Raw genomic sequence first — 24,130 nt, forward strand, 5'->3', positions numbered from 1 at the left:
CCGACGGCCGGCGCCGGTGGAGCCAACGGTCGGCCAGATCCGCCACGACGGGGTGATACACGGTCGGTCGGCGCGTCACTACACTGAGTCGGTGATCCGCGGCGGTTATCGGCTCGGCATCGACTTCGGCACGTCCACGACCGTCGCGATGATCCAGGAGCCGGGGCGTCCGGTCCGGCCGGTCCACTTCGACGCCTCGCCCCGGCTGCCCTCGGCGGTCTTCCTCGGTGTCGACGGCGTCCTGCTCACCGGAGAAGACGCCGAGCGGGCCGCGCCCGCGCACCCGGCGGGCTTCGAGGCCCACCCGAAACGCCGCGTCGACGACGGCACCGTCTGGCTCAGCGACCATGAGCTCGGCGTGGTAAACCTCGTCGCCGCCGTGCTCGACCGGGCCGTCGCCGAGGCGGTGCGGGTGACCGGCACCGATCCGTCCGAGGTGGTGATTACCTGCCCGGAGGCATGGGGCCCGGCCCGGCGGACGATCCTCACCCGGGCCGCGGCCCACGCGGGCCTCGACGGCGCCCTCCTCGTCACCGAGCCGGTGGCCGCGGCCACCTACCTGGTCGAGGTGGTCGGCAAGGCGCTGCCGGCCGGGCGCTGCCTGGTGGTGTACGACATGGGTGCCGGCACCTGCGACGTCAGCGTGGTCCGCGTGACGCCGAGCGGCTTCGAGGTGGCCGCCAGCGGCGGCCTCGACGATGTCGGCGGCCTCGACATCGACGACGTGTTGGTCCGCCATCTGCGTCGCGCCCACCCCGATCCGGGCTGGGCGCAGCTCGACTGGCCCACGACGCTTGAGCAGCGGCAGGCCCGGCAGGCGTTGTGGCGCAACGTTCGCGAGGCCAAAGAGCAGCTGTCGCGCCAGGTGAGCGCCGACGTCTTCGTCCCACTTGTCGACCGTCGCCTGCACCTGACCCGCGACGAGCTGGAACGGCTGGCACGGCCGCTGCTGGACCGCACCGTCGAGCTGACCCTCGCCACCCTGCGCCGCGCCGGCATCCCGCCCGAGGACGTCGGCGCCGTCTTTCCGATCGGCGGCTCGTCCCGGATCCCACTGGTCGCCACGCTCCTGCATCGGGCACTCGGCGTGCCCGCGACCGCGGTTGACGACCCGCAGCTCGTGGTCGCGCACGGTGGCCTGCTGCACCGGCGGGTCACACTCACCGCCGTCGACCTGACCATTGTGGAGGGCCGATCCGACATCGCGGAGCCCCACGACCCGTTCGGCCTCCTCGACGAGGACGGCACACCCATGCCGCCGTCCTACGTGCCGCCGCGGCCACGACCCAGCCTCGACCCACCGCCGCACGTGGTGGTGGCGCGGCACCTGCTGCCGACGGAGCGGCGACGAGGCGAGTGGCGCCGCCACTGGGTGCACGTCGCCGGCTCGGCGGTTGTCGGCGCAGCGTCCATACCGGCCGGCATCGCCGCCACGGCGTGGGCCTTGGGCTCGACAGGTTGGCTGATCACTGTCGCCGTCGCGTGGTTCAGTGTGCTGTCGCAGACCGCCTACCGGTTCAACGAGTGGTCGCGCACCTGGCTGTGCCTGACCGACCAGCGGCTGATGCTGGTCGAGGGAGGACGCAATCACCGATCGGTGTCACTCGCGCTCGACCGCATCACCGAAATCGAGTACGAGCAGCGCCGGCTCGGCCAGATCCTCGGCTACGGCGTGCTCATCGTCGAGGCCGACGGCCGCCACCACCAGCTGCGCCGGCTGGCACACCTACCAAACATCCGGGAGCTCCACCTACGCATCACCGAACAGGTCTACCAGCCCCACGCGGTCGCGGCCCGGCTCCTCGAGCCCTGACGCGGGAGCGCGTACCCGTTGGCGCGAGTGGGTACGCGTGACGGTCTGGCGCGCCTTGTGCGGGGCCTGGTGGCTGGGACGGTCACGGCGGGACGCCTCCGTTCCTTCTCCGCTGTGGATCGGACCAGGCCTGGTAGAGCGTCAGGTGGCGGCGGGCCGCTTCGGCCCAGGTGTGCCGGGCCGCCACCTGGTGACCGGCCGCTCTCCGGGCCGGGTCGTTGCGGGTCAGAGCGGTCGCGAGCGCTGCGGCGAAGGCGGGGCGTCGGTGGCGAATCGAACCGCCGGGCCGAAGACCTCGCGTAGCACCGGTAGGTCGCGCGCGACCACGGGTACGCCAGCGGCCAGGGCCTCCATGGCGGCCAGGCCGAAGCCTTCCTTGAGGGAGGGGAACGCGAACGCGGCGGCGGCAGCGACCAGTGGCGGCATGTCTTCCTCGGGGACCGCGCCGAGCACGACCGGTTCGACGCCCAGGTCGGCGGCGCGCTTCTCCCATCTGGCGCGGTAGTCGCGGTAGTCGAACAGCGTCTCGCCGCCGGCGATGACCAGCTGTACGTCGGGCACGTCGCGACGTAGCAGGGCGTACGCGTCGAGCAGGTCGAGTGATCCCTTGCGTGGCTCGATGCCGCCGACGCTGAGCAGGTAGCGCCCGAGCCGTGTTCGCCACTTCGCCCGTGCCGCCGGGTCGGTGGTGGTGAAGCGTTCGTAGTCGACGCCGTTGGGGATGACCTCGGCGGTGATGCCCCAGCCGTCGGCGAGCTCCTTCGCCACGGCGGTCGAGACGCAGATGTGCGCGTGCGGCTCGGTGATGGCCTTTTCGTGACAGGCGACCAGCTCCGGTGTCGTGAACTGGTCGATGTGGTGGACGGTGCGGATGCAGGGCGCCGCCGCGTTGGCGCTGATGCAGTCCTGGGCGTGCACGATGTCGTAGGCCCGCGGGTCGAAGGCGTCGCGCAGGACGGCGATCGAGCGCAGGATCCGGTCGCCAACGGTCTCGCCGGACGGGCCGTCCGGAAACGGCACGACCTGCAGCCGTACCAGCGGGTCGACAGGGCGGAAGAACCCGCGGTCGTCGCCCCGGCCGAGGGTCCACACGGTGACGTCCTGTCCCACGGTGGCCAGTGCCTCGGCGAGGGCGAGCGTGTGCACGACGCCGCCGCGTGGCCTCGTCGAGTAGGTCAGCAGCGCGATCTTCACGGCGAGCCGCGGTACGCGTCGAACCGGAGCTCGTCGAGGTGGTGCAGGACGCGACGGGCGCGTTCGACTTCGGCGGCGACGTCGATGTCGGCGACGGCGAGGCCAGCCTTGCCGAAGGTGCGGGCGAGGATGTCGCCGCCAGGACCCACCACTTTGGACTGCCCGAGAAAGCGCATACCTCCCATGGCGCCGGTCTGGTTCGCCGACGCGAGCACGACCTGGTTTTCGGCGGCGCGGGCCTGGTCGTACAGGTCGAACAGCCGGGACTGGCGGTCCTGGCGGGTTCGGGGTGCGCGGTTGGTGATGCTGGTCGGCCACGCGGACAGGCAGGCGAGGATGTGGGCGCCGCCGAGGGCGAGGCTGCGAGCGGCTTCGGGAAAGGTCTTGTCGTAGTCGATGAGCATGCCGACACGGCCGACCGGGGTGTCGAAGGCGTCGAAGGTGTCGCCGGGCATGTACGCGGCGACCTCGCCGGCGGGGAGGTGGACCTTGCGGTGTCGGCCGAGGACACCGTCGCCGTTGACGCAGACGGCGGCGTTGTAGCGGAGGTTGCCGTCGGCCTCGCAGTATCCAAAGCAGACGGTCATCTCGGCGGCGCGGCGTGCGACCTGGAAGATGAGCGGGTCGTCCGGCTTGAGCGCGGGCGGCAACGCCTCGGGGTCCGGGTGGCGCAGATCCGCGAGATAGCCTCCCAGAGCGGCATCGGGCAGCACGAGCAGTCCGGCGCCCTGGCCGCGCGCGTCCTCGATTATCTTGCCGATCCTGGCCAGGTCGAAGTCGAGGTCGCGACCGAAGTGGGCGGCGGCGGCCGCGATCCGGACCATATTCATGCGCTGAAGGCTCCCGCCGGGTACGTGTACGCCTCCGGGCGCCGGTCGCGCAGGTGAGCCATCGAGCGGCGCGCGGTCCGCAACACCTCGGCCACATCGAGGTCGGCGACGGCCATGCCGGCGGTCACGCCGGTGTCGGCGAGGACCTCGCCGCCCGGGTCGACGACCTTGGCGCTACCGACGAACCGGAGCGATCCGAAGGACCCGGACTGGTTGGCGGACAGCCACACGATCTGGTTTTCGAGTGCCCGCGCCCGGTCGAAGAGGTCGAAACGGCGCTTCCACCGATCCTCGGCCAGGTCGGCGGCGGGACTGGTACGCGAGCCGGGCCAGGCGGACACACAGACGCCGATCTGCGCCCCGTCGAGGGCCAGCGCCCGCGCCGACTCGGGAAACGCCTTGTCGTAGCAGATCATCATGCCCAGCCGGCCGACCGGGGTGTCGAAAGCGCGGAACCGGTCGCCGGAGGAGTAGCTGGCGTCCTCGCGCAGCGGCTGGTGGACCTTGCGATGGTTGCCCAGCACACCGTCGCCGTTCACACAGACCACGCTGTTGTACCGGGTGTCGCCGTCCGCTTCGCAGTAGCCCGCGACCACGACCATCTCGCCGGCGAGCGCGGCCAGGCGGCGGATCTGTGGGCCGTCCGCGGCCAACGGGGCGGCCCCGCGTCCTGGTCGCTGTCGCCGTCGAGGCTGAGCAGATAGCCGCCCAGGCACGCCTCGGGAAGGGCGAGCAGCCGGACGCCCTCGGCGCGGGCCGTGGTGATGAGCCGTTCGACGGTGCGGAAGTCGTGTTCGAGGTCGCGGCCGAACTGCTCGGCGACGGCGGCAATCCGTAGCCTGCTCATGCTCTCCCCATTCCGGTGACGACGCCGGTGAGGGCCTGCGTGACCTCTCCGTCCGGCCAGCGCAGGCCGACCCCCTCGCCGTGGGTCAGCTCGCCGCAGAGTGCGCTGACCGCCGGCGCGGCGGGCGGTGCGGGCCGTCCCGGCATGTCGGCGGAGACGACGGCGTACCCGGGAAAGCAGGTCAGCCAGTCGCCGGCGTTGGCGTCGTGTGGACGCGGGACGGCGGCCACGTCGAGCACGGCCGCGCAGCCGCTCGCCTCGGCCAGCATGCCCAGCGTTCCCACGATGCCGGCCATCGAGACGTCCTTTGCCGCGGCCGGTCGGTTGGCGGCTACGGCCCCAGTCATCGCGCGGAGCTCGTCGGCGCGGCGCCCGGTGGTCGAGTCCCACTGGCGACCGTGGTAGCCGGGCCGCCATGCTCCAGCCAGGTCGGCCGTGAGGCGGATCCGGTGGCCGGGTCGGCCTCCGCCGCCGGGTACCGGGTGTCCGGTCCGCCCGAGGGCGGTGACGGCCAGTGCCGCCGGTACCCCGAGTTGGGTGTGCCCGCCGAGGATCGGAGTGCCGTATGCGGCCGCGGCGTGGCGCAGCCCGGCCAGGACCCGGGCGGCGTGGGAGGCGTCGCGGGCGGCGAGCGCGTCGAGCAGTCCGATCGGGGTGGCACCCATCGCCGCAAGGTCGTTGACGTTGACCAGGACCGCGCACCAACCGGCCCATTCGGGGTCACGCTCCACCATGGACGGGAGGATCGCGTCGCAGGCGGCGATCACGTCGCTGCCGGGCACCGGTGCGCCGTCGTCGCCGACGAACCCGGCACCGCCCGGCGACAGCTGCGACAGCAGTGGCCCGAGCGCCGACTTGGTCGCGTCCACCTGGGCGCTGACCCGGCGGATCGGCCATCGCATCAGCGTGTGCGGGGTGTCCGCGACGCTGACCGGGCGTACAGGTGCCCAGCCGAGCCGCTGGAACATCGGCTCGTTGCGGGTCTGTACGGTCGCCTCGAAGCGCAGCACGCCCTCTGACTCGGCGCGGGCGCAGGCGGCCCTGACCAGGGCCGCGCCGATACCACGCGGGCCGCGAGCCGCGTGGGCGACGGCCAGGCGGCCACCGTTCCACCAGCCGATGTCCGGGCCGCTGTCGACCGGTCCGAGCCGCACACCGCCGAGGACCGCGCCGCTCGGGTCGCGGGCGACCAGGACGATGGTGCGCGGGTCCTCATCGCGGTCGTCCCGGTCGTGGGCGTCGAAGAGGCGCTGCTCGTCGACGAACACGTCGCGGCGCAGCCGGTGGTAGGCATCCAGCACGGCTGCGCCGTCCGCCTCCTCGATCTGAAACGCGGGCTGCCGCGCGAGCGTGCTGCGGTCGCCGAGCAGCAGGAGGATGTCGTTCACCGTCTCAGCCGCCCGCGGCGGGCAGCACGCTGCAGGCGCCGCAGGCCGCGCACCCGGCTTGCTGGTCGGCGCCAGACATGCCCGCGGCGCGGAGCATGGCGCCGACCCGTGCGGTGATGTGCGCGAGCAGCCGCGGGTCGGGTGCGCGGACACCGTCGCGGCCGGCCAGGGTGCCGCGCATCGGACGGAATGGCACCACGAACGGGTAGACGCCGCGGTCGATCAGCCCGCCGGCGCCGGCGACGAGCTCGTCCGGGTCTTCGCCGAGCCCCACGAGGAGGTACGTGGAGACGCGGTTGCGCCCGAACACGCGCACCGCCTCGTCCCACGCCGCCTCGTACTCGTCGATGGCAACCGTGGCTTTGCCGGGCATCCACCGGCGCCGCACCGCCTCGTCGAGGGACTCGACGTGGATGCCGATCGCAGTGGCACCGGCCGCGTGCAGCTCGCCGATCCAGCCGAGGTCGGTCGGCGGCTCGCACTGGACCTGGATGGGCAGCCCGGGCACAGCCGCCAGGACCGCTCGGACCGACCGGGCAAGCGCGCGGGCCCCGCGGTCCGGCCCGGTGGTGGTGCCGGTGGTCATCACCATCTGCCGCACGCCGTCCAGCCGCACCGCCGCCTCGGCCACCTCCGCGAGTTGGGCGGGCGTCTTGGCGGCCACGGTGGCACCGGAGCGCAGCGACTCCTCGATGGTGCAGAAACGGCACCGGTCCGGCTCGGCGTACCGGACGCAGGTCTGCACGACGGTGGTGGCGAGGACGTCGGCGCCGTGCAGTCGGGCGATCTGCTCGTAGGGCACACCGTCCGCGGTGGTCAGGTCGTAGAACCTGGGCCGGCGGACGGGAGTCAGGGTGAGGCCGATGTCGTCGTCGCCGAGCCAGACCCTGCCGTCACGAACGGTGTACGGGCTCGCCGGGTTGGTGGGCAGCGCGGCGTTGGCGCCGTCGATGAGGACGTGGTCGTCGCCGCTCGGCCCGGCGCCGTCCGGCCTGCGCAGCGTGTCCGCACGGACCCCGTGCAGAGCGAGCTCGGCGCGGGTCATGATCCGCACAGCCACCGTCGTGTCGGCGCCAACGCTCACAGCCGCCCCCTCTACAGCTGGTAGGTGGAGTTGATGATGGCGCCCTTGCGGGCGTAGTGGATGATCGCGTCCTGGACGTCGAGTGGGTGGGTCGGGATGACGCCCTCGATGAGGTCCTCCTCGCGGGCCCCGTGCAGCGAGAGGCCGAAACGGCAGCAGTACACCTTGCCGCCCTCGGCCAGGAACGTCTTGAGCTGGTTGTTGATGTTGTGCTCGCCGGGGAACGCGGAGTTGCCCGTGGTCGGGAAGCCCCGGGTGGCCAGGCAGTTCAGCGAGCCAGGTCCGTAGAAGTAGATGGCCGCCTCGAAGCCCTTGCGCAGCGCGCGGGTGGCCTGCAGCACGGCCACGAAGCTGACGGACGACTCGTGCGCGATGCCGTGCACGAGGGTGAAGTACGCCTCGCCGTTCTCGGCCTTGTAGTCGGGAAACACCTTGGTGCTGCCGTAGATGCTGGAGCCCTCGGGCAGCGACGGGTGCGGGATCTCCGCGAGGCTCTGGCTCTCCAGCTCGCTCAGGTCGACGGTCATGTCCTCTCCTTCGATTCGGTGGGCTATCGGTACAGGGCGGAAAAGTTCTCCCGGAAGATCAGGTCTGCCAGGTCGCCGTCACCGGTGGCGGCGACCATCCGGGCGTACTCACCGGCGTGGTCGCCCCACGGCTGGTCACTGGCGAACAGCACCCGGTCGTGGCCGACGCCGCGGCGCTCGATCTCGCGGGCCAGCCAGTACGGGGTGAAGCCGATGGCCCACGACAGGTCGGTGTAGACGCGCTTGCCGGCCGCGATCCAGTCGAAGAAGCGGGAACCGGCCAGCTTGATGTGCCCGCTCATCCCGCCGCCGAAGTGGACCAGGTGGATCGCGGCCCGGTCGGCGTACCAGTCGACCAGGTGGCCGACCTCGTCGATGTCCGACGCGGCGCCCGGCGACGTGTGGACGTGCACGACCAGGTCGAAACGTTCGGCCGTACCGAAGATCTGGTCCAGCAGAGGGCGGCAGGCCGGGTCGGTCGCCCGGCCGCCAAGCAGGAAGCTCACCTTCAGCGCTCGCACACCACGTTCTCCCGCCAGCGCGAGGGCGGCCATGGTGCGCCGCTCGTCGTCCGGTCGAGGCGAAACCCACAGACCGGCGCGGATGCGCTCGTCCGTCTGGGCCGCTTCGACGACCAACTCGTTGAAGGAGAAGGCGACCGCGGGGTCTGGCACACCGTAGTTGGGCAGCACCAACGCCCGCTCGGTGCGCTCGGCGTCCAGATCGGCCAGGAGCTGCTTGACCGTGGCGCGTGCGGTCGTGTCGGGCTTGACCGGTGGACCGCCGTAGAACGGGTACGCCGGCAGCACACCGATATGGCGGTGAGCGTCAAAGACCATCGCGTGGACCCCCTTCACCCGACCGGCAGTGCGACGCCCAGCGTCGCCGGCGCACCGGTGAGGACCCCGCACACGTCGGCGAGGCGCCGGGACGCGTCGACGTGGTCGGCCAGAAACTCGGCGTCGCGCCCGACCGCTTCGAACCGGCCCGAACCCCAGCTGTGCTGCCACGGCAGGCCGAGGAAGTAGAGGCCCGGGCAGCTCGTCACGCCCCGCCAGTGCATCGGATAGCCGCGCCCGTCGAACACCGGGACGCCGATCCAGCCATGGTCACGGGTGAAGCCGGTGGACCAGATCACCGACGCGATCCCGGCCGACCGTGTGTCCACGGTGGATGGTTGGCTGTCGTCGGGTTCCCACACCGGCACGTACCGCGCCTCGGTGGGTGCCTCGATCCCGCGCGCCGCGATGTAGGCGTCGATGCTGTCCTTGATGCTCTCGGCCACCGCGTCGGCACGGTCGAGGTTGGCCTTCAGGTCACCGGCGAACGCGAGCGTCGAGCCGTGCACGTCCACCAGGCGCCCGTACAGCCGCATCCCATCTTTGGCGAACGCTCGCAGGTCGATGTCGCGGCCGCCGTCCCGGCCGGTGACGTAGTGGTTGACCCGCAGCCGGACCGCGTCCGCGTCGGAGAACTCGTCGATCCCCTTGGCGTAGTGGCCCATGTCGTCCAGCCAGGCGACACAGTCGCGGCCACGGTAGAACCGCGCCACCCGCGGTGCGCCGCCGACAGCCAGGTGCACCTGCCGTCCCGCCAGATGCAGGTCCTCGGCGATCTGGCATCCCGACTGGCCGGTCCCGACGACCAGCACCGCGCCGTCGGGCAACTGCTCCGGACTTTGGTACTGGCAGGAGTGGATCTGGATCACATCACCGCGGAGCCGTTCCGCCATACGCGGAACCGACGGCGAGTGGTACGGTCCGGTCGCCACCACGACCTGATCGGCGGTGACGGCACCGGCCGATGTGGACAGTTCGAACAGGCCGGTGGCCGATCGTCGCAGCCGGTCGACGCGCACTCCCTCGACCAACGGCGGTTGGAAGAAGGACACGTACTCCTCCAGGTAGCGCACGACCTCGTCGCGGACCATGAACCCGTCCGGATCCGGCCCCCCGTAGGGGAATCCGGGCAGCCGACACTGCCAGTTCGGGGTGACCAGGCAGAAAGAGTCCCACCGGCGTGTGCGCCACTCGTGCCCGACCTGATTCGCTTCCAGGACGACGTGTGCGATGCCGCGCTCACGCAGGCAGTAGCTCGCGGACAGGCCCGCCTGGCCACCGCCGACGACGACAACGGGAAAGTGAGAACCGTCGAGCGTCTGCGGCATCGCGTCCTCCAACCAGGCCACGGACCCGTGTGAGGAACTACTTCAACGGCCAGCCGTTACCGATCGGAGTCATCCGGAACAAAGCTGCGTTTCACGAAGCTCACGATGGGCTGTGGGCGTATCCGGCCGACATGCCGTGGCCTGGGCTGAACTCGGACGGACCTCCTCGACGCGAGTCTCGGCGGTCGTGATGGTCTGGAGCCGCAGCAGCGAGCGGTCCCGCTGACCGGCATGCCCACACTTTGCCGTAGCACGCCGGACGAACCGATCAGGGCTGGTGTTCGCCGGTCTGGACCGGCCAACCGGTCCGGATGAGGACCTCTGCAGCCACGTCGCCAACGGCGCGATCGTTGGCGACCGTGGAGTCTTCAACGACGATCGTCGTCGGTTCGAGCCGGTGCGCGTCCCGGGTTCTGAGGCGGCGTTCGAGCTTCGACCCCGTGTCCCGTTCCTGCAGGCGCCGGCGGATCGTGTCCTCGTTGGCGGTCAGTCTAACCAGGCAAACCTGGCAATCCGCGAGACTGTCGGCATATCGCTTGCGCAAGGCCAGGCTGTCGATGACCGCCGCGACGATGATGAACCGGGCGCCAACGGCCTTGTAGTTTGCCCAGACCGCCGCCAGATTTGCGCATTTGAGCTCGTCGTAGAACTGGCCCCGCTCACGGGTTCCGCTCGGTGGCGGCCCGAACTGCGCCAGCATGTCTGTGTCAACGACTGCGGTGACACGGCCTGCTGTGGTGAGAGCCCGCCCGACCGCGTCGGCCACGGTGGACTTTCCGACCCCAGCGACCCCGGTGAGCAGCAAGGCTCGATACACAAAGAACCTCCGATGTGCTCCCCGTTCAGGTCCACGTTCGATCATGCGGATCGACGAGACGTGGACGTCGGGGTGTGCCGCGCGCACCAGGGTGCTACGGAAGCTGCGCAACCACAACCATTCGATTGTGGCCGGCGTTCAGTGGGCTCCCGTCCTCGCCGTATCCGGACACACGGGTGAAGCCCGCGGCGGTGCACCAGTCACGCAGCTCGGGAAAGCCGAACAACCGCTTGACGAAAGTCAATCGGCGGGCTTGACCGTCGCGAACGACCGTGCGTTCGACCTGGAAGCGCCCCGTCAGCGGATCCAGGTGGTGACGGTCGACGAGCATGTCGCCGTTGTCTCGGAGAGCCGTCACACGCGACGGCGTGTAGGACGCCAGGAACTTGGTCAGGTTGTCCAGATCCATGGCCAGCTTGCCGCCCGGCCGTAGGACTCGTGCCATCTGCGTCAGCACCGTCCGGTTGACGGCGTCATCGAAGTACCCGAACGCCGTCGTCCAGTTCACGACCCGGTCGAACCGGGCCGTCCATTCCGGCAGTTCTCGCATGTCCCCGGATACGTACTCGACTTCCACAGCCATCGCCTCCGCGTCGGCTCGGGCGCGATCCAGGAACACGGCCGAGGAGTCGAGGCCGGTGACCCGGCAACCGCGCGCCGCCAACATGTTCGCCAACACGCCGTGGCCGCAGGCCAGATCGAGCACACTCATGCCAGGCCGCAGATCCAGCAGCTGCCAGACGATATCAGCGGCGGCGGACGCGCCGGCGTACGCCGTTCCCACAACGGGGCCGTGGGTCGGCGCGCCGCCGGCGTCCGATCCGGCGAAGAAGTACAGGTAGTCCTCGTCGTACATCGCCGCCGCGTCAAACAGGTCCGCCGTCACGGTGCCCACCGTATGGACGGGCGGCGCAGCCGGCAACCGCTTTGACGCGCAGCATACGGCGTCCGATCACCGGGGGATTTGGTTACCAGTCGCCGTCGGGCGGGGTGAACTGGCTGATGGTGAATTCGGCTGCCTGCGGGTCGCGTACCAGAGCGTTTTTGGTCCATAGGTCGTCGGAGGAGGTGAGGATCGTGGCGCCGAGCCGTTCGGCGATGGCGGCGCTGGCGTCCCGGTCGGCCACGGTGAAGGTCACGTGCCAGTGGGGTGGTTCGTCGGCGCTCGCGACGGCGAGTCCGCCGATCACGTCGGCGAATCCGGCCGGCGCCGAGGCCTGCCGCTCGTGGATGCCGGGGTCGACGGTGGCGGCGAGGTGGTCGCCGTAACCGGGGACCTGAAGCATCGTGCCGGCCCCCTCGACGTCCAGGGCTCGCCAGCCGAACACGCTGGTGTAGAACGCGAGGGCGGCGGCGGGGTCGGGGGAGTGCAGGTCGCTGAAGTTCCAGGTGCCCGGGGCGTTCGTCAGTTGAGCGCCGAGCCGCCTGCGGGCCTGCCAAAGCCGGAACACGGCCCCGGTCGGGTCGAGGCAGGTCGCGGTCCGGCCGCCCGGGCCAGCGTCCGCGGGCGCCGAGACGACCGTGCCGCCTGCCGCGGTGACGGCCGCAGCGCTGATGTCGGCGTCGTCGACGGCGACGTAGGTGTTCCAGGTCGCGGTGTCGCCGGAGGAGGGCGCGATCGCCGCGACGTCCTGCCCGTCGAGGGTGGCGATGAGGTAGGAGCCGGGCGCGTTCGCGGGCACCGCGTCGGTCAGCGTCCAGCCGAACAGGCCACTGTAGAACCGGTCGGCGGCTTGCGGATCGGGCTGCTCGGTGTCGATCCAGCACGTCACACCGTGCGGGTAGCTCCTCGGCTCGGTCACGTCCGTCCCCCTTCATCGGCCTACCCGAGCCACGTTACCCAGACCCCACCCCCCGGGACGCCACGAACGAACCAGCTGCCACGACCGCGCGCATCAGCCGATCAGCGGATACACGTAGCTATGGGTCGGTGACGCAGCTGCCGCATCCTCCGAGCGGCCGGCTGAGGACGCGGAAATCGTCAGTGCCGATGGAGGTGAGCTTGTACGGACTGTGCGCCGCCAGGCAGGCCAGTCGGCTCGCGCCGTCGGACGCGATGCACATCGCGGTCGCACGTGGGCGGAGGGCCCGTACGCGGACGCGGTCACATGTAACCGAGCTCCTGCATGCTGCCCGTGTAGTTCCCCATCAACTGCTGGACCGACTGGTCGTTGCCGCCACCGTAGACCTGGATCTCGAAGTCCGACACGATCGCGGTGGCCTGCGCGTTGAGCGTGAGAGTCTCCTCCTCCGCGACGATCTTCATCAGCTCGTCAAGCTCGCCGTCAACGATCATGACGCCAGGGGCGCCCGCCTGGACTTGGCCAACATTGGCCGCCGCCGTGGCGGCCGGCGTGCCGGGGAACAGCACCGTGGCGGCATCGCCGGCGTCCGCGCATGCTTGCCGAGCTGGCGTGCGCCGCGGTGGTCCACCGCGCTGACGGCTCTCGGCGGGATTCACGCCGAGTAGCTACCGCTGTGCGGGTGGCTGAGCCACCGGTTGGTCGACCTCGGACGGATCGCCGAGCTATCCGGCGATGCTGCTGCGCCGGCGTACCGATAGATCTTCATTCCAGTCCGTCCGGATCTACCGAAATCCCTTGGGGAACTGTGCTCCGACCGATCGCTATATCAAGAATCGAGCTAACTCGATCGGACTGATGTGCGAGCCCGTGCTGGCGAGCTCGCTGTTGGCCGAAGCGGCAAACGATGACCGGCAAGGACCGAGATCCAGGATGGGAGCGCAGCTGGCCACCTGTGGCGACTGACCTGATCACCTAGGCCCCTCAGGGGCCATTTGATCCTGGCCTCCTATTCAAACTCCTTTCCCCGACGTGGGTCGAAAGCGTGTGTAAGCGTTCGCGGCCCTGCGGTGCTTGCTACCCCAGGACGGAGGCATGCGAGGACATGACTAAAAGCCACATAGGTGGGCACGAGGCAGAACCGAGCACCGGCCTCAGCCGGCGCAAGCTGCTCGGGTACGGCGCCGGCACGTTGGGGCTCCTCAGCGCCACCACACTTACCAGCACCAAAGCGCTCGCCGCTATGGTGCAGCAGGAAGCGCAGCTCGTGGCGACCTCGCCCCAGTTCTTTGGCCGGATGTTCCCGAACCTGCCGCCGTTCGTGAACACGGCAGACACGATCATCCTCCAGCGCACGATCGATGCGATCCGGGACGTCGGCGAGTTCACCCACGTGATGGACGCCAAGGACGTGCTCGAGAAGGGGCCGGTCGCGCTGATCGCGGACCCGGCGTTGAGCAACAACAATCAGAACAACCCCAACCACACCGCCGGCACCACGTTCTTCGGGCAGTTCCTCGACCATGACGTGACGTTCGATACCACCTCGCGGTTGGCCGTCGTGACCGACCCCAACACCACCCGCAACATGCGCAATCCGGCGCTGGACCTGGATTCGGTATATGGCGGAGGGCCAACCGCCAACCCGGAACTGTACGACCCCAGCGATGGGGCCAAGCTGCGGATCGAGAGCGGCGGACGCTTCGAGGACGTCCCCCGCCGCGCGGACCGTACCGCGATCATCGCCGACCCGCGTAACGACGAGAACGTAGTCATCTCCGGCCTGCAGGCGGCGTTCATTCTGTTCCACAACCGGGTCGTCGACCGGGTACGGTCACAAAACCCGGGCGCCAGCGTGACCGCCGTGTTCAACCTGGCGCGGCAGCAGGTCACCTGGCACTACCAGTGGATCATGCTCAACGAGTTCCTACCGCAGATCATCGGGCAGGACCGGGTCAACGCGATCCGCAACGGCGGCCGGCGCTTCTACACGCCCGTGTCCGGACAGCACTTCATGCCCGTGGAGTTCCAGGGTGCGGCGTACCGGTTCGGCCACAGCATGGTCCGCCCGTCGTACCGGGTAAACCTGGCCGGCAACCCGGACGGCAGCGCGTTCTTCGCGATGATCTTCGATCCGGCCGGCCAGGGCCAGGCCGATCCCGTCGACATGCGCGGTGGCGCCCGGGCGCCGCGGCGCTTCATCGGCTGGCAGACGTTCTTCGACTTCGGGCCGCAGTTCACCGACCCGGGCTCGACGAATCCGGCAGTCCGGCCTAACAAACGCATCGACACAAGGATCTCCACGCCGCTGTTCCGACTGCCGCTGTCCGCCATCTCCAGCGGCGACCCACCGATCGCGCTGCCGGTGCGCAACATGCTGCGGGGCATCACCTGGAACCTTCCCTCTGGGCAGAACGTGGCCCGGGCGATAGGCGCGCCGGTGCTGGGCGCCGGAAGCTTCCAGGAGTGGAGCCGCTACAACATCGGCCTCGACGCGAACACTCCCCTGTGGCACTACTGTCTAAAGGAGGCCGAAGTCCTGGAGCAGGGGCTGCGCCTCGGCCCGGTCGGCGCGACCATCGTCGGTGAGGTCTTCATCGGCCTGCTCCAGCTTGCTCCCGGCGGGTTCCTGCGGGACAACCCTGGCTTCCAGCCCAATCTGCCAGCCCGCACCCCGGGTACATTCCGCATGATCGATCTGTTGACATTCGCGCGAGTGGACCCCACCAGCCGCGGTCAGTGAGTGGTTGTCGCTACCCGGCGGCCCGGCGCCCTTCGGCGCCGGGCCGCCGACGAGTGGAGGGGCCAGCGCGGCAGCAGCCGGCTCTTGTTGTCCTCCAGAGGTGCCACCTCGGTTCTGGACGATACTGTTCGCATGAGGGTTGCCGTTCTTGCTGATGTGCACGGCAATCTGCCGGCCCTGGAAGCGGTACTGGACCACGTCCAGACGTTGGACGTGGATCGGATCGTTCTGCTGGGCGACATCGCTGGCGGCCCGATGCCAGGTCAAACCCTCGATCGGCTGGCAGAGCTCGCAGACCGTGTGATCTGGGTGCACGGCAACGGGGAGCGGGAGCTGGTGGACGCCTTCGACGGCGCGGGCCCCACCGGGCCAGCAGCGGATACCGTCGCGTCCTGTATCCCGCTACTCGAAAGGCGGCATCGAGATCTGATGGCCGATCTACCACTGACGGTCACCGTCGACGTGGACGGCCTCGGACCGACGCTGTTTTGCCACGCCACGCCGCGACGTGACGACGAGTTCGTTCTCGTCGACTCGCCCATCGAGCGGTGGAAAGCAGTCCTGCACGGCGTTACCGAGCAGGTGGTGGTGTGCGGGCACACCCACATGCCATTTGATCGACTGGTCACCGGGCGACGAGTCATCAACCCCGGCAGCGTTGGTATGGCATACGGGCCGCCGGGCGCCTACTGGGCTCTGCTAGGCCCAACCGTCCAGCTTCAGCGCACCATGTACGACGTGCACGCCGCCGCCGAGCGGATCGCCGCCAGCGGATTTCCGAACGCTTCCGGCTGGGCTGAGGAGTACGTCCTCCGTCCCCACAGCGACGATGACGCGCTGCACGCCTTCACGACCATCGCCGCCAACGATGGTCCCACGCCGACGCCAAATTGAACCGGAGTCGCGTGTCCACAGTGGCCGGCTCACCCTTGCCACCCACCGCCGTGTGCGGTTTGTTCGGGGCGCCCTCAATTGGCGGACCGTCCCGGCGTCCGAAGGGCTTCCGCGAACGGGAATTGACCGCCCTGCCCGATGCCGCACACCAGCAACTCGGTGCGCCGATCGTGTTGGTCTGGGACCACCTGCCGCCCATCCTGACGCCGGGCCCCGAACAAGCCGGAGCGTTCGCCGTTGTGGCTGGGGATTCAACCGGACGGAAGTGCCGAGCAGCGATGGACCTACGGGCCGCTCGGCGATGTGGTTGTCCGTGCTTCGTCGCGACGAGGCAGCCGGTCAGGCTCAGGCAGGGAAGGAAGCAATGCCGGCAGGGTGTCGAAGACGAGGGGAAGGCCGCCCAGCTCGCTGATCCTGACCCATGCGATGTCGTCGTGCTCCTCGGGTGCATGGTTGGTGGGGGAGCCGACCCAGTCGCTGATTTGCCAGACGCTCACGTGGACGGCGTCCTGGCCACTGCCGGCATGCAGGTCGCCCAACCGTGACGAGGACTCCGCCACGATGTGAACCCCTAGCTCCTCGTGCATCTCACGCGCGAGGGCCTGTGGCTCCGACTCACCCGTTTCGACGTGTCCGCCGGGCAGGTCCCAGAGGTCTGGGTACGCCCGGCGGGTCGGGCTGCGGTGTACCAGCAGGACCGCGCCGTTTTCCACGAGTGCGCCGCAGACGACCATATGCATGGCGGGATTAGAGCACAGGGGTAGGACAAGCTCGCTCCAGCCGGAGGGCACGTGCAGGCATTCGGCTCTGCCGCAAACTGCGTGCTCTGCGGCAGGTCGACTGACATCGACGCTCGGCTCCGCATGGCCGCCTCATGCCACTGCTCCTCGACTCATCCGCAGCCGCCATTGCAGAACCGCTGGAAGTGACCTCCAGGCGCCACCGAGACGGATGCGCCCGCACGAGCAGCAACAGCGGCTGCGGCCGGACACCGCAGCGACGTGACGCGAGACGGACCGCCCAGACAATGGACGGCGCACCCTAGCGGGCCGGTGGCTGACGCCACCGACCCGCAGCGCAGGGTGCACTGGCGCGAGTCGAACAAAGGATAGGCGGCTATCCCTTCGACGAACGCAGCGGCGTCGAGTCACTCGCGTGGCGGGCGCCGCCGGACAGTTGGCTCGCCGATGTCGCCGTCGCCGTGCACGCCGACGTGCCGTTCCAACGTGCTCTGATCGGCGTCGAAAATCGACCAGGACACCGGCATCACCGATGAGAGCGCGTCGTGCCGAGATCCGACGGCACGCAGTTCGTAGGCGTCCATTGGCAGGTCTCGATCACAAAGCTGCATGATCCACTCTCTGGCAGTCGTTGCTGGATCTTTCGTGTTGTGTTCGGCCACCGCGCCGGCAGCGAAATTCGGGAGATGCGGCTGCCGGGAACGCGTACGAGACTCTGCCGATTCGGTTAACGCTCGTGGGGTGGTTAAAAAGACGCCTATCTGGTCCGGTGGCTCGGCTGCATTTGACATTCCGAGTTCCTCAATTATGAGGTTTTGTATGGCAGCGGGAACCGACAGGCTCCGTAGGAGCCAAACGAAACCAGAAATGCAGGTCGGCCGGAGGACGAACGTTGCCGCGACTAGTTCGTGGCTCGATTGCGAGAACGAAGTCGGCACAGGCAGGTCGCCGGACATAGCAACACGCGGTTGTGACGGAGGATTGAGCCGCGCCCCAGCCGTGGGTGCCTCCGGGTCTTCGCCTTTGGAGGCGAGCGGCGTCGTCGTCGGTAGGCGAACCGAGCGGGACGTCGAGCATGCTCAGGGGAGCTTCAGGTGGTCGAGGCAGGGCGCTGGCGGGTGGTCCGCGATGGTGCAGGATGGCTCGCGTCCGTCACTTTCCTATACGATTTGGGTGGCGTCAGCATGCAGCAGCGTCGCGACCGATGTCAACAGGTTCGCGGACGGGAGAAGGGACCTCACGTCCCGAGTTCGCGGCCGGCTTGCCGACGAGGTGTACGACACGCTGCTCGGACACCGGATGTCGCTCCGGATCGAGCCCGGCTCCCGCGTGGCGATCGACGTCCTGGCGCGAGAGCTGGGAGTCTCGCAGACGCCAATCCGAGACGCCCTGAACCGCATGGAGGCCGAGGGCCTGGTCGTGCGTGTGCCCATGCTGGCTACCGCATTCCCCCTCAAATCACCCGTCGCCGGTTCGAGGACATGCTCGAGGTCCGCCTGCTCCTCGGTCCCGACAGCGGTCCGGCGAGCGGTTCCGGCGGTTGTTCGACGAGGTCAAGGATGCGGACGGAGTGGCGATGAAGGCTTGACGGGCGGCCTGGGCCGAGGAATGATCCAATCGGATCGGATTGGATCGACCTCACCCCCCACATGTGAGGAGAAGCAGGTGCCCAGAGCGCTGCTCCTGACCGGCGACGCCGCCGAGGAGCTCGACACCATGTATCCCTACTACCGCGTGCAGGAGGGCGGCTGGGACGTTGACGTCTCGTCACGGACGATGCGCGACGTGCAGCTGGTCATCCACGAGTTCGACCCCAACTCCGATGCCTACGTGGAGAAGAACGGCCGGAAGCTGCCGGTCGACGTGCCCTGGGCCGAGGTCGACGTCGAGCGCTATGACGCCCTCATCATCCCCGGTGGCCGTGCCCCCGAGTGGATCCGGGTCGACGCCGACGTCAGGCGCATCACCGAGCACTTCTTCGCGCGCGACCTCCCGATCGCGCTGGTGTGCCACGGCGCGCAGGTGCCCGCGGTGTACGGGCTGCTGAAGGGTCGAAAGACCGCGTGCTTCCCACCCATCACCGGCGACATGGAAAACGCGGGCGCGACGGTCATCGACGCTCCCGACGTCGTGGACGGCAACCTCGTCTCCTGCCGGGGGTGGCCCGACATGCCGCAGTTCGGCAGAGCGATGATGGAGCTCTTTTCGAAGTCGGTCAACTCCGCATCGCCATGACCACCTGACCGCCCGGTGACGGCACTTCGCCCGACGTTCGTCGTCGGCTATGCGATCTGGGCGTGGCAGTTTACCGCGCGGCGGGAAAGGAACTGGTCAACGCTCGCCCGGGTCGAATTGGGCGCGGGATCGCACTAAACGATTAATTCCAAGGGGTAGCGGCAGCGAGAAGGAGCAAGGCGGCCATGATCGACGTTGCTGAGCAACGATGACCATGGAGGCCACGTGCACGTCGATCTGGACACCTCGGCACCGCACTGTACGTGAAGATCGACGATGAGCTGAAGATCATCGACGCTGAGTTGATTACCGTCGCGATGTTGCAGGTCCTGCTCAGCCACCACCACGAGACCCGGTGGCTACGCCGAGCCCGCAAGGACAACCCGCATCTGTTCCCGTACCTGCCCGAACAGCCCGGCTACACAAGCGGCTACGAGCCCTGACCACACAACTGGCATACCCTGACCGGCCTGCTGGCCACGGACACCGACCTGTGGCAAGACCCGATCCGGATCGCCGACTCCACCGCCGTGCCATGCGGCACCTCCCGCACCACCGCCCAACACTCCGACCTGGCCGGCTGGGCCGGATACGGCTACTGCGCCTCCCACTCCGCAAATTCGGGGACTACGGCTAGACCTGGTCACCGTGCACGGCCTGCCCGTCGCGTTCGCCCTGGCCAGCTCAAAAGCCGACGAACGTGACGTGCTCATCGACCGGGTCTCGTTACAGCCGAACAGGTTCCACCACCCTGACGGGTTGATTCTGGCCGTGGACAAGGGATACCGCGACCGCGCCACCGAAACCTGGCTCAACGAAGCCAACATCGCCGTTGTCCGACCCGCCTACTGGACCGAACCCGCCCGCCCTGGCCGCACTCTGCCACGCGCAGTACGACAAAGCGTCGAATCGGTCCACGACACCCTCAAATACCAACTCGACCTGGAACGACACGGCGGACGAACCCGGCCGGAGTCACCGCACGCGTCCTACAGCGCATCCTCGCCATGACCGCCGCCATCTGGCACAACTGGCACACCGGCCAACCCATCATGCGGTCGCTGATCGCGTACGACCACTAACTCCTGGAATAGATCGTCTAGCACGGATGCAATCCCAACGGTTCCCGGTCCATCGGGAAGAGGAGGAGAACCTCGCAATGAGAAAGCGCACGTTATACGCGTGTGGGCTCGCAGGGCTGGTCGCTGCAGCGGCGCTGCCGCTGCCGTCCGCACCTGCCGCCAAGGCCGCACCACCAGACGCCGGCTTCAAGGTGCTCGTGGTGCGCAGCACCCAGGACGCAGTGTCGTCGGCCGGCGTGGCCGCGATCCGGGATGCGGCCAGAACCGGTGATTTCACGGTCGTGGCGCCCGCGCCCGCTGACATAGGCGACCATTTCACGGAGAAGAAGCTGGAGCAGTACCGCGCGGTCGTGTTCTTGAACACGGGTCTCGCGAGCCCGCTCACGGACGCGCAACGCGCGAACTTCGAGAGCTACTTCCGCAACGGTGGCGGCTTCGTCGGCGTCGGCTCGGCGGTCGAGACCGACGAGTCATGGTCGTTCCTGACTGACGTCCTGGGGACGCGTGCGTCCAGCAGGACCGGCGTGCAATCGGGTGACGTGAAGGTCGCCGACCGCGTCCACGACGCGAGCAAGGATCTGCCGCAAATCTGGTCGCGGACCGACAACTGGTACAACTTCACGAAGAACGTCCGCGGGTTGTCACACGTCCTCACTACCGTCGTCGAGGACCCGTTCGGGCCGCAGCCCCAGGGCGCCAACCTCGACGGGATCGCCGGGGGAACCATGGGCGCCGATCACCCGGTCTCGTGGTGCAAGGACTTCCAGGGCGGCCGCTCGTTCTACACCGGCCTGGGCAACACGGCCGCGAGCTTCGACGCCGGCCTCACCAAGCACCTCAAGGGCGCGATCGGCTGGGCCGCGGGCAAGGCCGACCCGGTCTACAGCGACTGCGGCGCGACCGTGCTGGCCAACTACCAGCAGACGAAGATCGGCTCGCCGCCGAACCTGCAGGAGCCGATCGGCTTCGACCAGCTGCCGGACGGCCGCGTTCTGCAGACGGATCGCCTCGGCTCGCTGCGCATGCACGACTCGACCACAGGCGTCACCACGGTCGTCGCCAACTTCGCCGACCCGAGCCTGCCGATGACGCAGCAGATCTACTCCGCGGGCGAGGACGGGCTCTACGGCCCGGCGGTCGACGCCAACTTCGCGACCAACAAGTGGGTCTACCTCTACTACTCGGGGAAGGAGGTCACCGACGTCAAGCTGAGCGACGGATCGGTCGTCACCCAGATCACGCCGAACACCACCCCGCCGAACGTGGCGGCGTCCAAGACCGCGTGGGACCCGTACGTGGGCTATTTCCAGCTCAGCCGCTTCAAGTTCGTCGACGCCACCGACAGCGCGCCGGCGCACCTCGACATGGGCTCCGAGCAGCAGATCATGCGCGTGCCGGTCAACCGCCAGGAGTGCTGCCATGTCGCGGGCGACATCGACTTCGACAAGCACGGCAACCTCTGGATGGTCACCGGCGACGACACGCCCGCGGGCGGCATCAACGGCGGCGGCTACGCGCCGTACAACTCGCAGAAGACCGACGAGCAGCAGACCGTACGCGTCACCAACGCGACGGGCGGCACGTTCACGCTGACCTTCGAGGGCCAGACGACGGAGCCGATCGCGTGGAACGCGGATCGCAATGCGATCGACGCGGCGCTCGAGGCGCTCTCGAACATCGAGGCGGATGAGATCCAGACCAGCGGCGGCCCGGTCAACACGTCGAACGTCAACGTGTTCTTCCGCCGCGGCAAGCAGCAGTCCGATCAGGCGCAGATCACCGCCGACGGCGCCGGTCTGACCGGCACCGCCACGCCGGCGATCGCCACCAGCACGGCGCAGGCGGGCGGCTGGTACCAGCGGCTCACCGGTGACGCGCGCCGCAGCGCGCTGAACACCAACGACCTGCGCGGCAAGGTGCTGCGGATCAAGGTCAAGGACGGCAGCATCTCCGCCGCCGACGCCAACAAGGTCGACTTCGGCTCCGGCACGGGCGCCTACTCGATCCCGTCGGGCAACCTGTTCCCGCTGGTCGGGGGCGCGCCGCAGGACAAGACGCGGCCGGAGGTCTACGCGATGGGATTCCGCAACCCGTTCCGGATCCAGGTCGACGAGAACGACGTGGCCTACATCGGCGACTACTCGCCCGACGCCCAGACACCGCAGCGCTCGCGCGGCCCGTCGGGCACCGGCCGCTACGAGATCGTGCGCAAGCCGTCCAACTACGGCTGGCCGACGTGCTACAAGCGCGACCTCGCGCACTACGAGTGGAATTTCCACGAGTTCGCGCCCGGCACCACCACCGCGGGCACGCCGCTGAACAACCCGCCTCAGAAGTTCGACTGCGACGGGCCGACGCAGCGCAACGACTCGCTGTGGAACATTGAGGGCGGTCCGACGGTCGAGCCGGGTCTCCGGGACGTCCCGCCGGTCACCGACCCGGACATCTGGTACTCCTACCGCGACAACAACACGACCACGCCGCTCGGCACCCCGTGCGAGGCCTACTACGCGCCGACCCCGGGCCCGATCGCGCCCGGCTCGACGACCGAATGCCCGCGGCTGTTCCCCGAGCTTTTCACCGGTGGCGTCGGTCCGCACGGGGTCACGAAGTACCACTACGACCCGGCGAACCCGAACCCTAACAAGTTCCCGCCGTACTACGACGACTCGGTGATCATCAGCGAGTGGACGCAGGACACGCTGCGCGAGGTCAAGCTCGACAATCAGAACAACCAGATCCAGAAGATCAACAACTTCCTGGATTGCGGCAGCCGTGCGAACGCCGGGGCAGGCAGGTTCCGGTTCGAGTGCGACAACCCGATGGACATGCAGTTCGGTTCTGACGGCGCGTTCTACATGCTGACCTACGGCAACGGGTTCAACGTCATCAGCCCCGACGCGGGCATGTACAAGTGGGAGTACGTCAAGGGCAAGCGCGCGCCGAAGGCCGTGCTCACCACGGACCGCACCGACGGCTCAACGCCGCTGACCGTGAACTTCTCCAGCGCCGGCTCGCTGGATGAGGATCCCGGCGACTCGATCCGCTACGAGTGGAACTTCGGCGACGGCTCGGCGATCGAGACCGACCCGAACCCGACACACACCTACACGCAGTCCGGCCGCTACACGGCCGTGCTGACCGTGCTGGACTCGTCCGGCAAGCAAACCTCGACCAGCACCGTGATCACCGTGGGCAACACGAGCCCGACTGTGGTCGTCAATACGCCGGTGGAGGGCGGGACGTTCGTGTTCGGCGACGACATCCCGTTCTCGGTCACGGTCACCGACCCCGAGGACGGGACGGTGAACTGCTCCGAGGTGCAGGTGACGTTCGTGCTCGGCCACGACGCGCACGGCCACGCCGAGGAGTCCGTCAACGGCTGCTCGGGCGTGCTCCACACGGTCGCCGACGACGTCTCACACGGCGGCAACGTCTCCGGCGTGGTCCAGGCGCGCTACACCGACCACGGCGGTCCCGGCGGCGTCCCACAGCTGACCACGACCGGCCAGCACCAGATCCGCCAGAAACACCAGGAGGTGGAGTTCGTCGTCAACCAGTCCGGCACCAACACGGCGTCCAACACCGACGGCGGCGCCGGCGTGCACCGCGGCAGCCTGGGATCGGGCGACTGGCTCCAGCTCAACGGCCCATTCAACCTGACCAACATCGATTCGATCACGTTCCGCGTGGCGGACGCGGCGACCGGCCGCACGCCCGGGTCGCCGCTGGCGGCAATCGAGGTCCGTCAAGACTCGCTCACCGGCCCGATCGTGACGACGGCCAACCTCGTGTCCACCGGCGGGACGGGAACCTGGACGAGCCAGACGTTCCCGGTCTCGATGTCCGGGACGCATGAGCTGTTCCTGGTGTTCCGCCCAGTCACGGGCGGCGCCACGGGCGGCAACCTGTTCAACCTCAACTGGGCCGAGTTCGTCGGCACGGGCATCGGCAGCTAGCGAACCCA

General features: G+C 68.9%; 20 protein-coding genes and 2 pseudogenes. 7 read left to right on the forward strand and 15 right to left on the reverse strand.

Features of this window, described 5'->3' with window-relative positions; all coding sequences use genetic code 11:
- Positions 1 to 91 precede the first annotated feature (91 nt).
- The gene (locus tag Phou_RS37290) at positions 92 to 1,813 is read left to right on the forward strand and encodes an Hsp70 family protein (RefSeq protein ID WP_173066231.1); all 1,722 of its coding nucleotides are present in this window, start codon (positions 92 to 94) and stop codon (positions 1,811 to 1,813) included.
- Between the two features lie 225 nt (positions 1,814 to 2,038).
- Here Phou_RS37290 and Phou_RS37295 read toward each other — a convergent pair whose 3' ends face one another.
- From Phou_RS37295 to Phou_RS37350, 13 genes are all read right to left on the reverse strand, one after another.
- Positions 2,039 to 3,007: an MSMEG_0565 family glycosyltransferase gene (locus Phou_RS37295; protein WP_246274155.1), complete on the reverse strand. Its 969-nt coding sequence runs from the start codon at positions 3,005 to 3,007 to the stop codon at positions 2,039 to 2,041.
- Complete coding sequence (locus Phou_RS37300; RefSeq protein ID WP_173066235.1) at positions 3,004 to 3,837, reverse strand: carbon-nitrogen hydrolase family protein; 834 nt, start codon at positions 3,835 to 3,837, stop codon at positions 3,004 to 3,006. Before Phou_RS37300 ends, Phou_RS37295 begins: the two co-directional genes overlap by 4 nt.
- Positions 3,834 to 4,439 carry a carbon-nitrogen hydrolase family protein gene (locus Phou_RS37305; protein ID WP_246274156.1) on the reverse strand — a complete coding sequence of 202 codons (606 nt, stop codon included), beginning with the start codon at positions 4,437 to 4,439 and terminating at the stop codon, positions 3,834 to 3,836. The genes Phou_RS37300 and Phou_RS37305 overlap by 4 nt, the downstream gene beginning before the upstream one ends.
- Complete coding sequence (locus Phou_RS53605; RefSeq protein ID WP_246274157.1) at positions 4,373 to 4,684, reverse strand: hypothetical protein; 312 nt, start codon at positions 4,682 to 4,684, stop codon at positions 4,373 to 4,375. The genes Phou_RS37305 and Phou_RS53605 overlap by 67 nt, the downstream gene beginning before the upstream one ends.
- The gene (locus tag Phou_RS37310; protein ID WP_173066239.1) at positions 4,681 to 6,072 is read right to left on the reverse strand and encodes an MSMEG_0567/sll0787 family protein; all 1,392 of its coding nucleotides are present in this window, start codon (positions 6,070 to 6,072) and stop codon (positions 4,681 to 4,683) included. Before Phou_RS37310 ends, Phou_RS53605 begins: the two co-directional genes overlap by 4 nt.
- A 4-nt stretch (positions 6,073 to 6,076) precedes the next feature.
- Complete coding sequence (locus Phou_RS37315) at positions 6,077 to 7,156, reverse strand: MSMEG_0568 family radical SAM protein (RefSeq protein ID WP_246274158.1); 1,080 nt, start codon at positions 7,154 to 7,156, stop codon at positions 6,077 to 6,079.
- A gap of 11 nt (positions 7,157 to 7,167) precedes the next feature.
- Positions 7,168 to 7,683, reverse strand: coding sequence for an MSMEG_0572/Sll0783 family nitrogen starvation response protein (locus Phou_RS37320; RefSeq protein ID WP_173066242.1), 516 nt, complete (start codon positions 7,681 to 7,683; stop codon positions 7,168 to 7,170).
- Between the two features lie 23 nt (positions 7,684 to 7,706).
- A complete protein-coding gene (locus tag Phou_RS37325; protein WP_173066244.1) occupies positions 7,707 to 8,522 on the reverse strand; it encodes an amidohydrolase family protein in 816 nt (271 codons plus the stop codon).
- Between the two features lie 14 nt (positions 8,523 to 8,536).
- Complete coding sequence (locus Phou_RS37330; protein ID WP_173066247.1) at positions 8,537 to 9,850, reverse strand: MSMEG_0569 family flavin-dependent oxidoreductase; 1,314 nt, start codon at positions 9,848 to 9,850, stop codon at positions 8,537 to 8,539.
- Between the two features lie 268 nt (positions 9,851 to 10,118).
- Positions 10,119 to 10,784 (reverse strand): AAA family ATPase, encoded by a 666-nt coding sequence (locus Phou_RS37335; protein ID WP_173066250.1) that lies wholly within the window; start codon positions 10,782 to 10,784, stop codon positions 10,119 to 10,121.
- The gene (locus Phou_RS37340; protein WP_173066253.1) at positions 10,762 to 11,553 is read right to left on the reverse strand and encodes a class I SAM-dependent methyltransferase; all 792 of its coding nucleotides are present in this window, start codon (positions 11,551 to 11,553) and stop codon (positions 10,762 to 10,764) included. The genes Phou_RS37335 and Phou_RS37340 overlap by 23 nt, the downstream gene beginning before the upstream one ends.
- A gap of 82 nt (positions 11,554 to 11,635) precedes the next feature.
- Entirely contained in the window at positions 11,636 to 12,469 is an 834-nt protein-coding gene (locus tag Phou_RS37345; protein ID WP_173066257.1) for a VOC family protein, read from the reverse strand.
- 302 nt (positions 12,470 to 12,771) lie between these two features.
- Positions 12,772 to 13,128, reverse strand: coding sequence for a hypothetical protein (locus Phou_RS37350; RefSeq protein ID WP_173066260.1), 357 nt, complete (start codon positions 13,126 to 13,128; stop codon positions 12,772 to 12,774).
- A 584-nt stretch (positions 13,129 to 13,712) separates the two neighbouring features.
- Between Phou_RS37350 and Phou_RS37355 the strand changes: the two genes are divergently transcribed.
- Complete coding sequence (locus Phou_RS37355; protein WP_173066263.1) at positions 13,713 to 15,212, forward strand: peroxidase family protein; 1,500 nt, start codon at positions 13,713 to 13,715, stop codon at positions 15,210 to 15,212.
- Between the two features lie 132 nt (positions 15,213 to 15,344).
- Positions 15,345 to 16,106, forward strand: coding sequence for a metallophosphoesterase family protein (locus Phou_RS37360; RefSeq protein WP_173066266.1), 762 nt, complete (start codon positions 15,345 to 15,347; stop codon positions 16,104 to 16,106).
- A 284-nt stretch (positions 16,107 to 16,390) separates the two neighbouring features.
- Here Phou_RS37360 and Phou_RS37365 read toward each other — a convergent pair whose 3' ends face one another.
- Together Phou_RS37365 and Phou_RS37370 are read right to left on the reverse strand one after the other, a co-directional pair.
- A complete protein-coding gene (locus Phou_RS37365; RefSeq protein ID WP_246274159.1) occupies positions 16,391 to 16,846 on the reverse strand; it encodes an NUDIX domain-containing protein in 456 nt (151 codons plus the stop codon).
- A gap of 407 nt (positions 16,847 to 17,253) precedes the next feature.
- Entirely contained in the window at positions 17,254 to 17,802 is a 549-nt protein-coding gene (locus tag Phou_RS37370) for a hypothetical protein (RefSeq protein WP_173066269.1), read from the reverse strand.
- Positions 17,803 to 18,145: 343 nt separating this feature from the next.
- Between Phou_RS37370 and Phou_RS53610 the strand changes: the two are divergent.
- The 4 genes and pseudogenes from Phou_RS53610 to Phou_RS37390 form a co-directional block, all read left to right on the forward strand.
- Positions 18,146 to 18,229, forward strand: a pseudogene (locus Phou_RS53610) (GntR family transcriptional regulator); the annotation flags it as partial.
- Positions 18,230 to 18,454: 225 nt separating this feature from the next.
- A complete protein-coding gene (locus Phou_RS37380) occupies positions 18,455 to 19,081 on the forward strand; it encodes a DJ-1/PfpI family protein (protein ID WP_503827017.1) in 627 nt (208 codons plus the stop codon).
- A gap of 225 nt (positions 19,082 to 19,306) precedes the next feature.
- Positions 19,307 to 20,163: pseudogene (locus Phou_RS56095) on the forward strand (transposase).
- A 77-nt stretch (positions 20,164 to 20,240) separates the two neighbouring features.
- On the forward strand, positions 20,241 to 24,122 hold the full coding sequence (locus Phou_RS37390) for a ThuA domain-containing protein (protein WP_173066275.1): 3,882 nt from the start codon (positions 20,241 to 20,243) through the stop codon (positions 24,120 to 24,122).
- Positions 24,123 to 24,130 lie beyond the last annotated feature (8 nt).

It is taken from the genome of Phytohabitans houttuyneae, from assembly GCF_011764425.1.
GTDB classification, from domain to species: domain Bacteria; phylum Actinomycetota; class Actinomycetes; order Mycobacteriales; family Micromonosporaceae; genus Phytohabitans; species Phytohabitans houttuyneae.

What these genes read in the sequence shown, in the direction of transcription:
- Phou_RS37300 (WP_173066235.1), bottom strand. Translation starts at nt 3,837, where the DNA reads ATGAATATGGTCCGGATCGCGGCCGCCGCCGCCCACTTCGGTCGCGAC.
- Phou_RS37305 (WP_246274156.1), bottom strand. Translation starts at nt 4,439, where the DNA reads ATGGTCGTGGTCGCGGGCTACTGCGAAGCGGACGGCGACACCCGGTAC.
- Phou_RS53605 (WP_246274157.1), bottom strand. Translation starts at nt 4,684, where the DNA reads ATGAGCAGGCTACGGATTGCCGCCGTCGCCGAGCAGTTCGGCCGCGAC.
- Phou_RS37320 (WP_173066242.1), bottom strand. Translation starts at nt 7,683, where the DNA reads ATGACCGTCGACCTGAGCGAGCTGGAGAGCCAGAGCCTCGCGGAGATC.
- Phou_RS37325 (WP_173066244.1), bottom strand. Translation starts at nt 8,522, where the DNA reads ATGGTCTTTGACGCTCACCGCCATATCGGTGTGCTGCCGGCGTACCCG.
- Phou_RS37330 (WP_173066247.1), bottom strand. Translation starts at nt 9,850, where the DNA reads ATGCCGCAGACGCTCGACGGTTCTCACTTTCCCGTTGTCGTCGTCGGC.
- Phou_RS37355 (WP_173066263.1), top strand. Translation starts at nt 13,713, where the DNA reads ATGGTGCAGCAGGAAGCGCAGCTCGTGGCGACCTCGCCCCAGTTCTTT.
- Phou_RS37360 (WP_173066266.1), top strand. Translation starts at nt 15,345, where the DNA reads ATGAGGGTTGCCGTTCTTGCTGATGTGCACGGCAATCTGCCGGCCCTG.
- Phou_RS37365 (WP_246274159.1), bottom strand. Translation starts at nt 16,846, where the DNA reads ATGCATATGGTCGTCTGCGGCGCACTCGTGGAAAACGGCGCGGTCCTG.
- Phou_RS37370 (WP_173066269.1), bottom strand. Translation starts at nt 17,802, where the DNA reads ATGTCCGGCGACCTGCCTGTGCCGACTTCGTTCTCGCAATCGAGCCAC.
- Phou_RS37380 (WP_503827017.1), top strand. Translation starts at nt 18,455, where the DNA reads ATGATCCAATCGGATCGGATTGGATCGACCTCACCCCCCACATGTGAG.
- Phou_RS37390 (WP_173066275.1), top strand. Translation starts at nt 20,241, where the DNA reads ATGAGAAAGCGCACGTTATACGCGTGTGGGCTCGCAGGGCTGGTCGCT.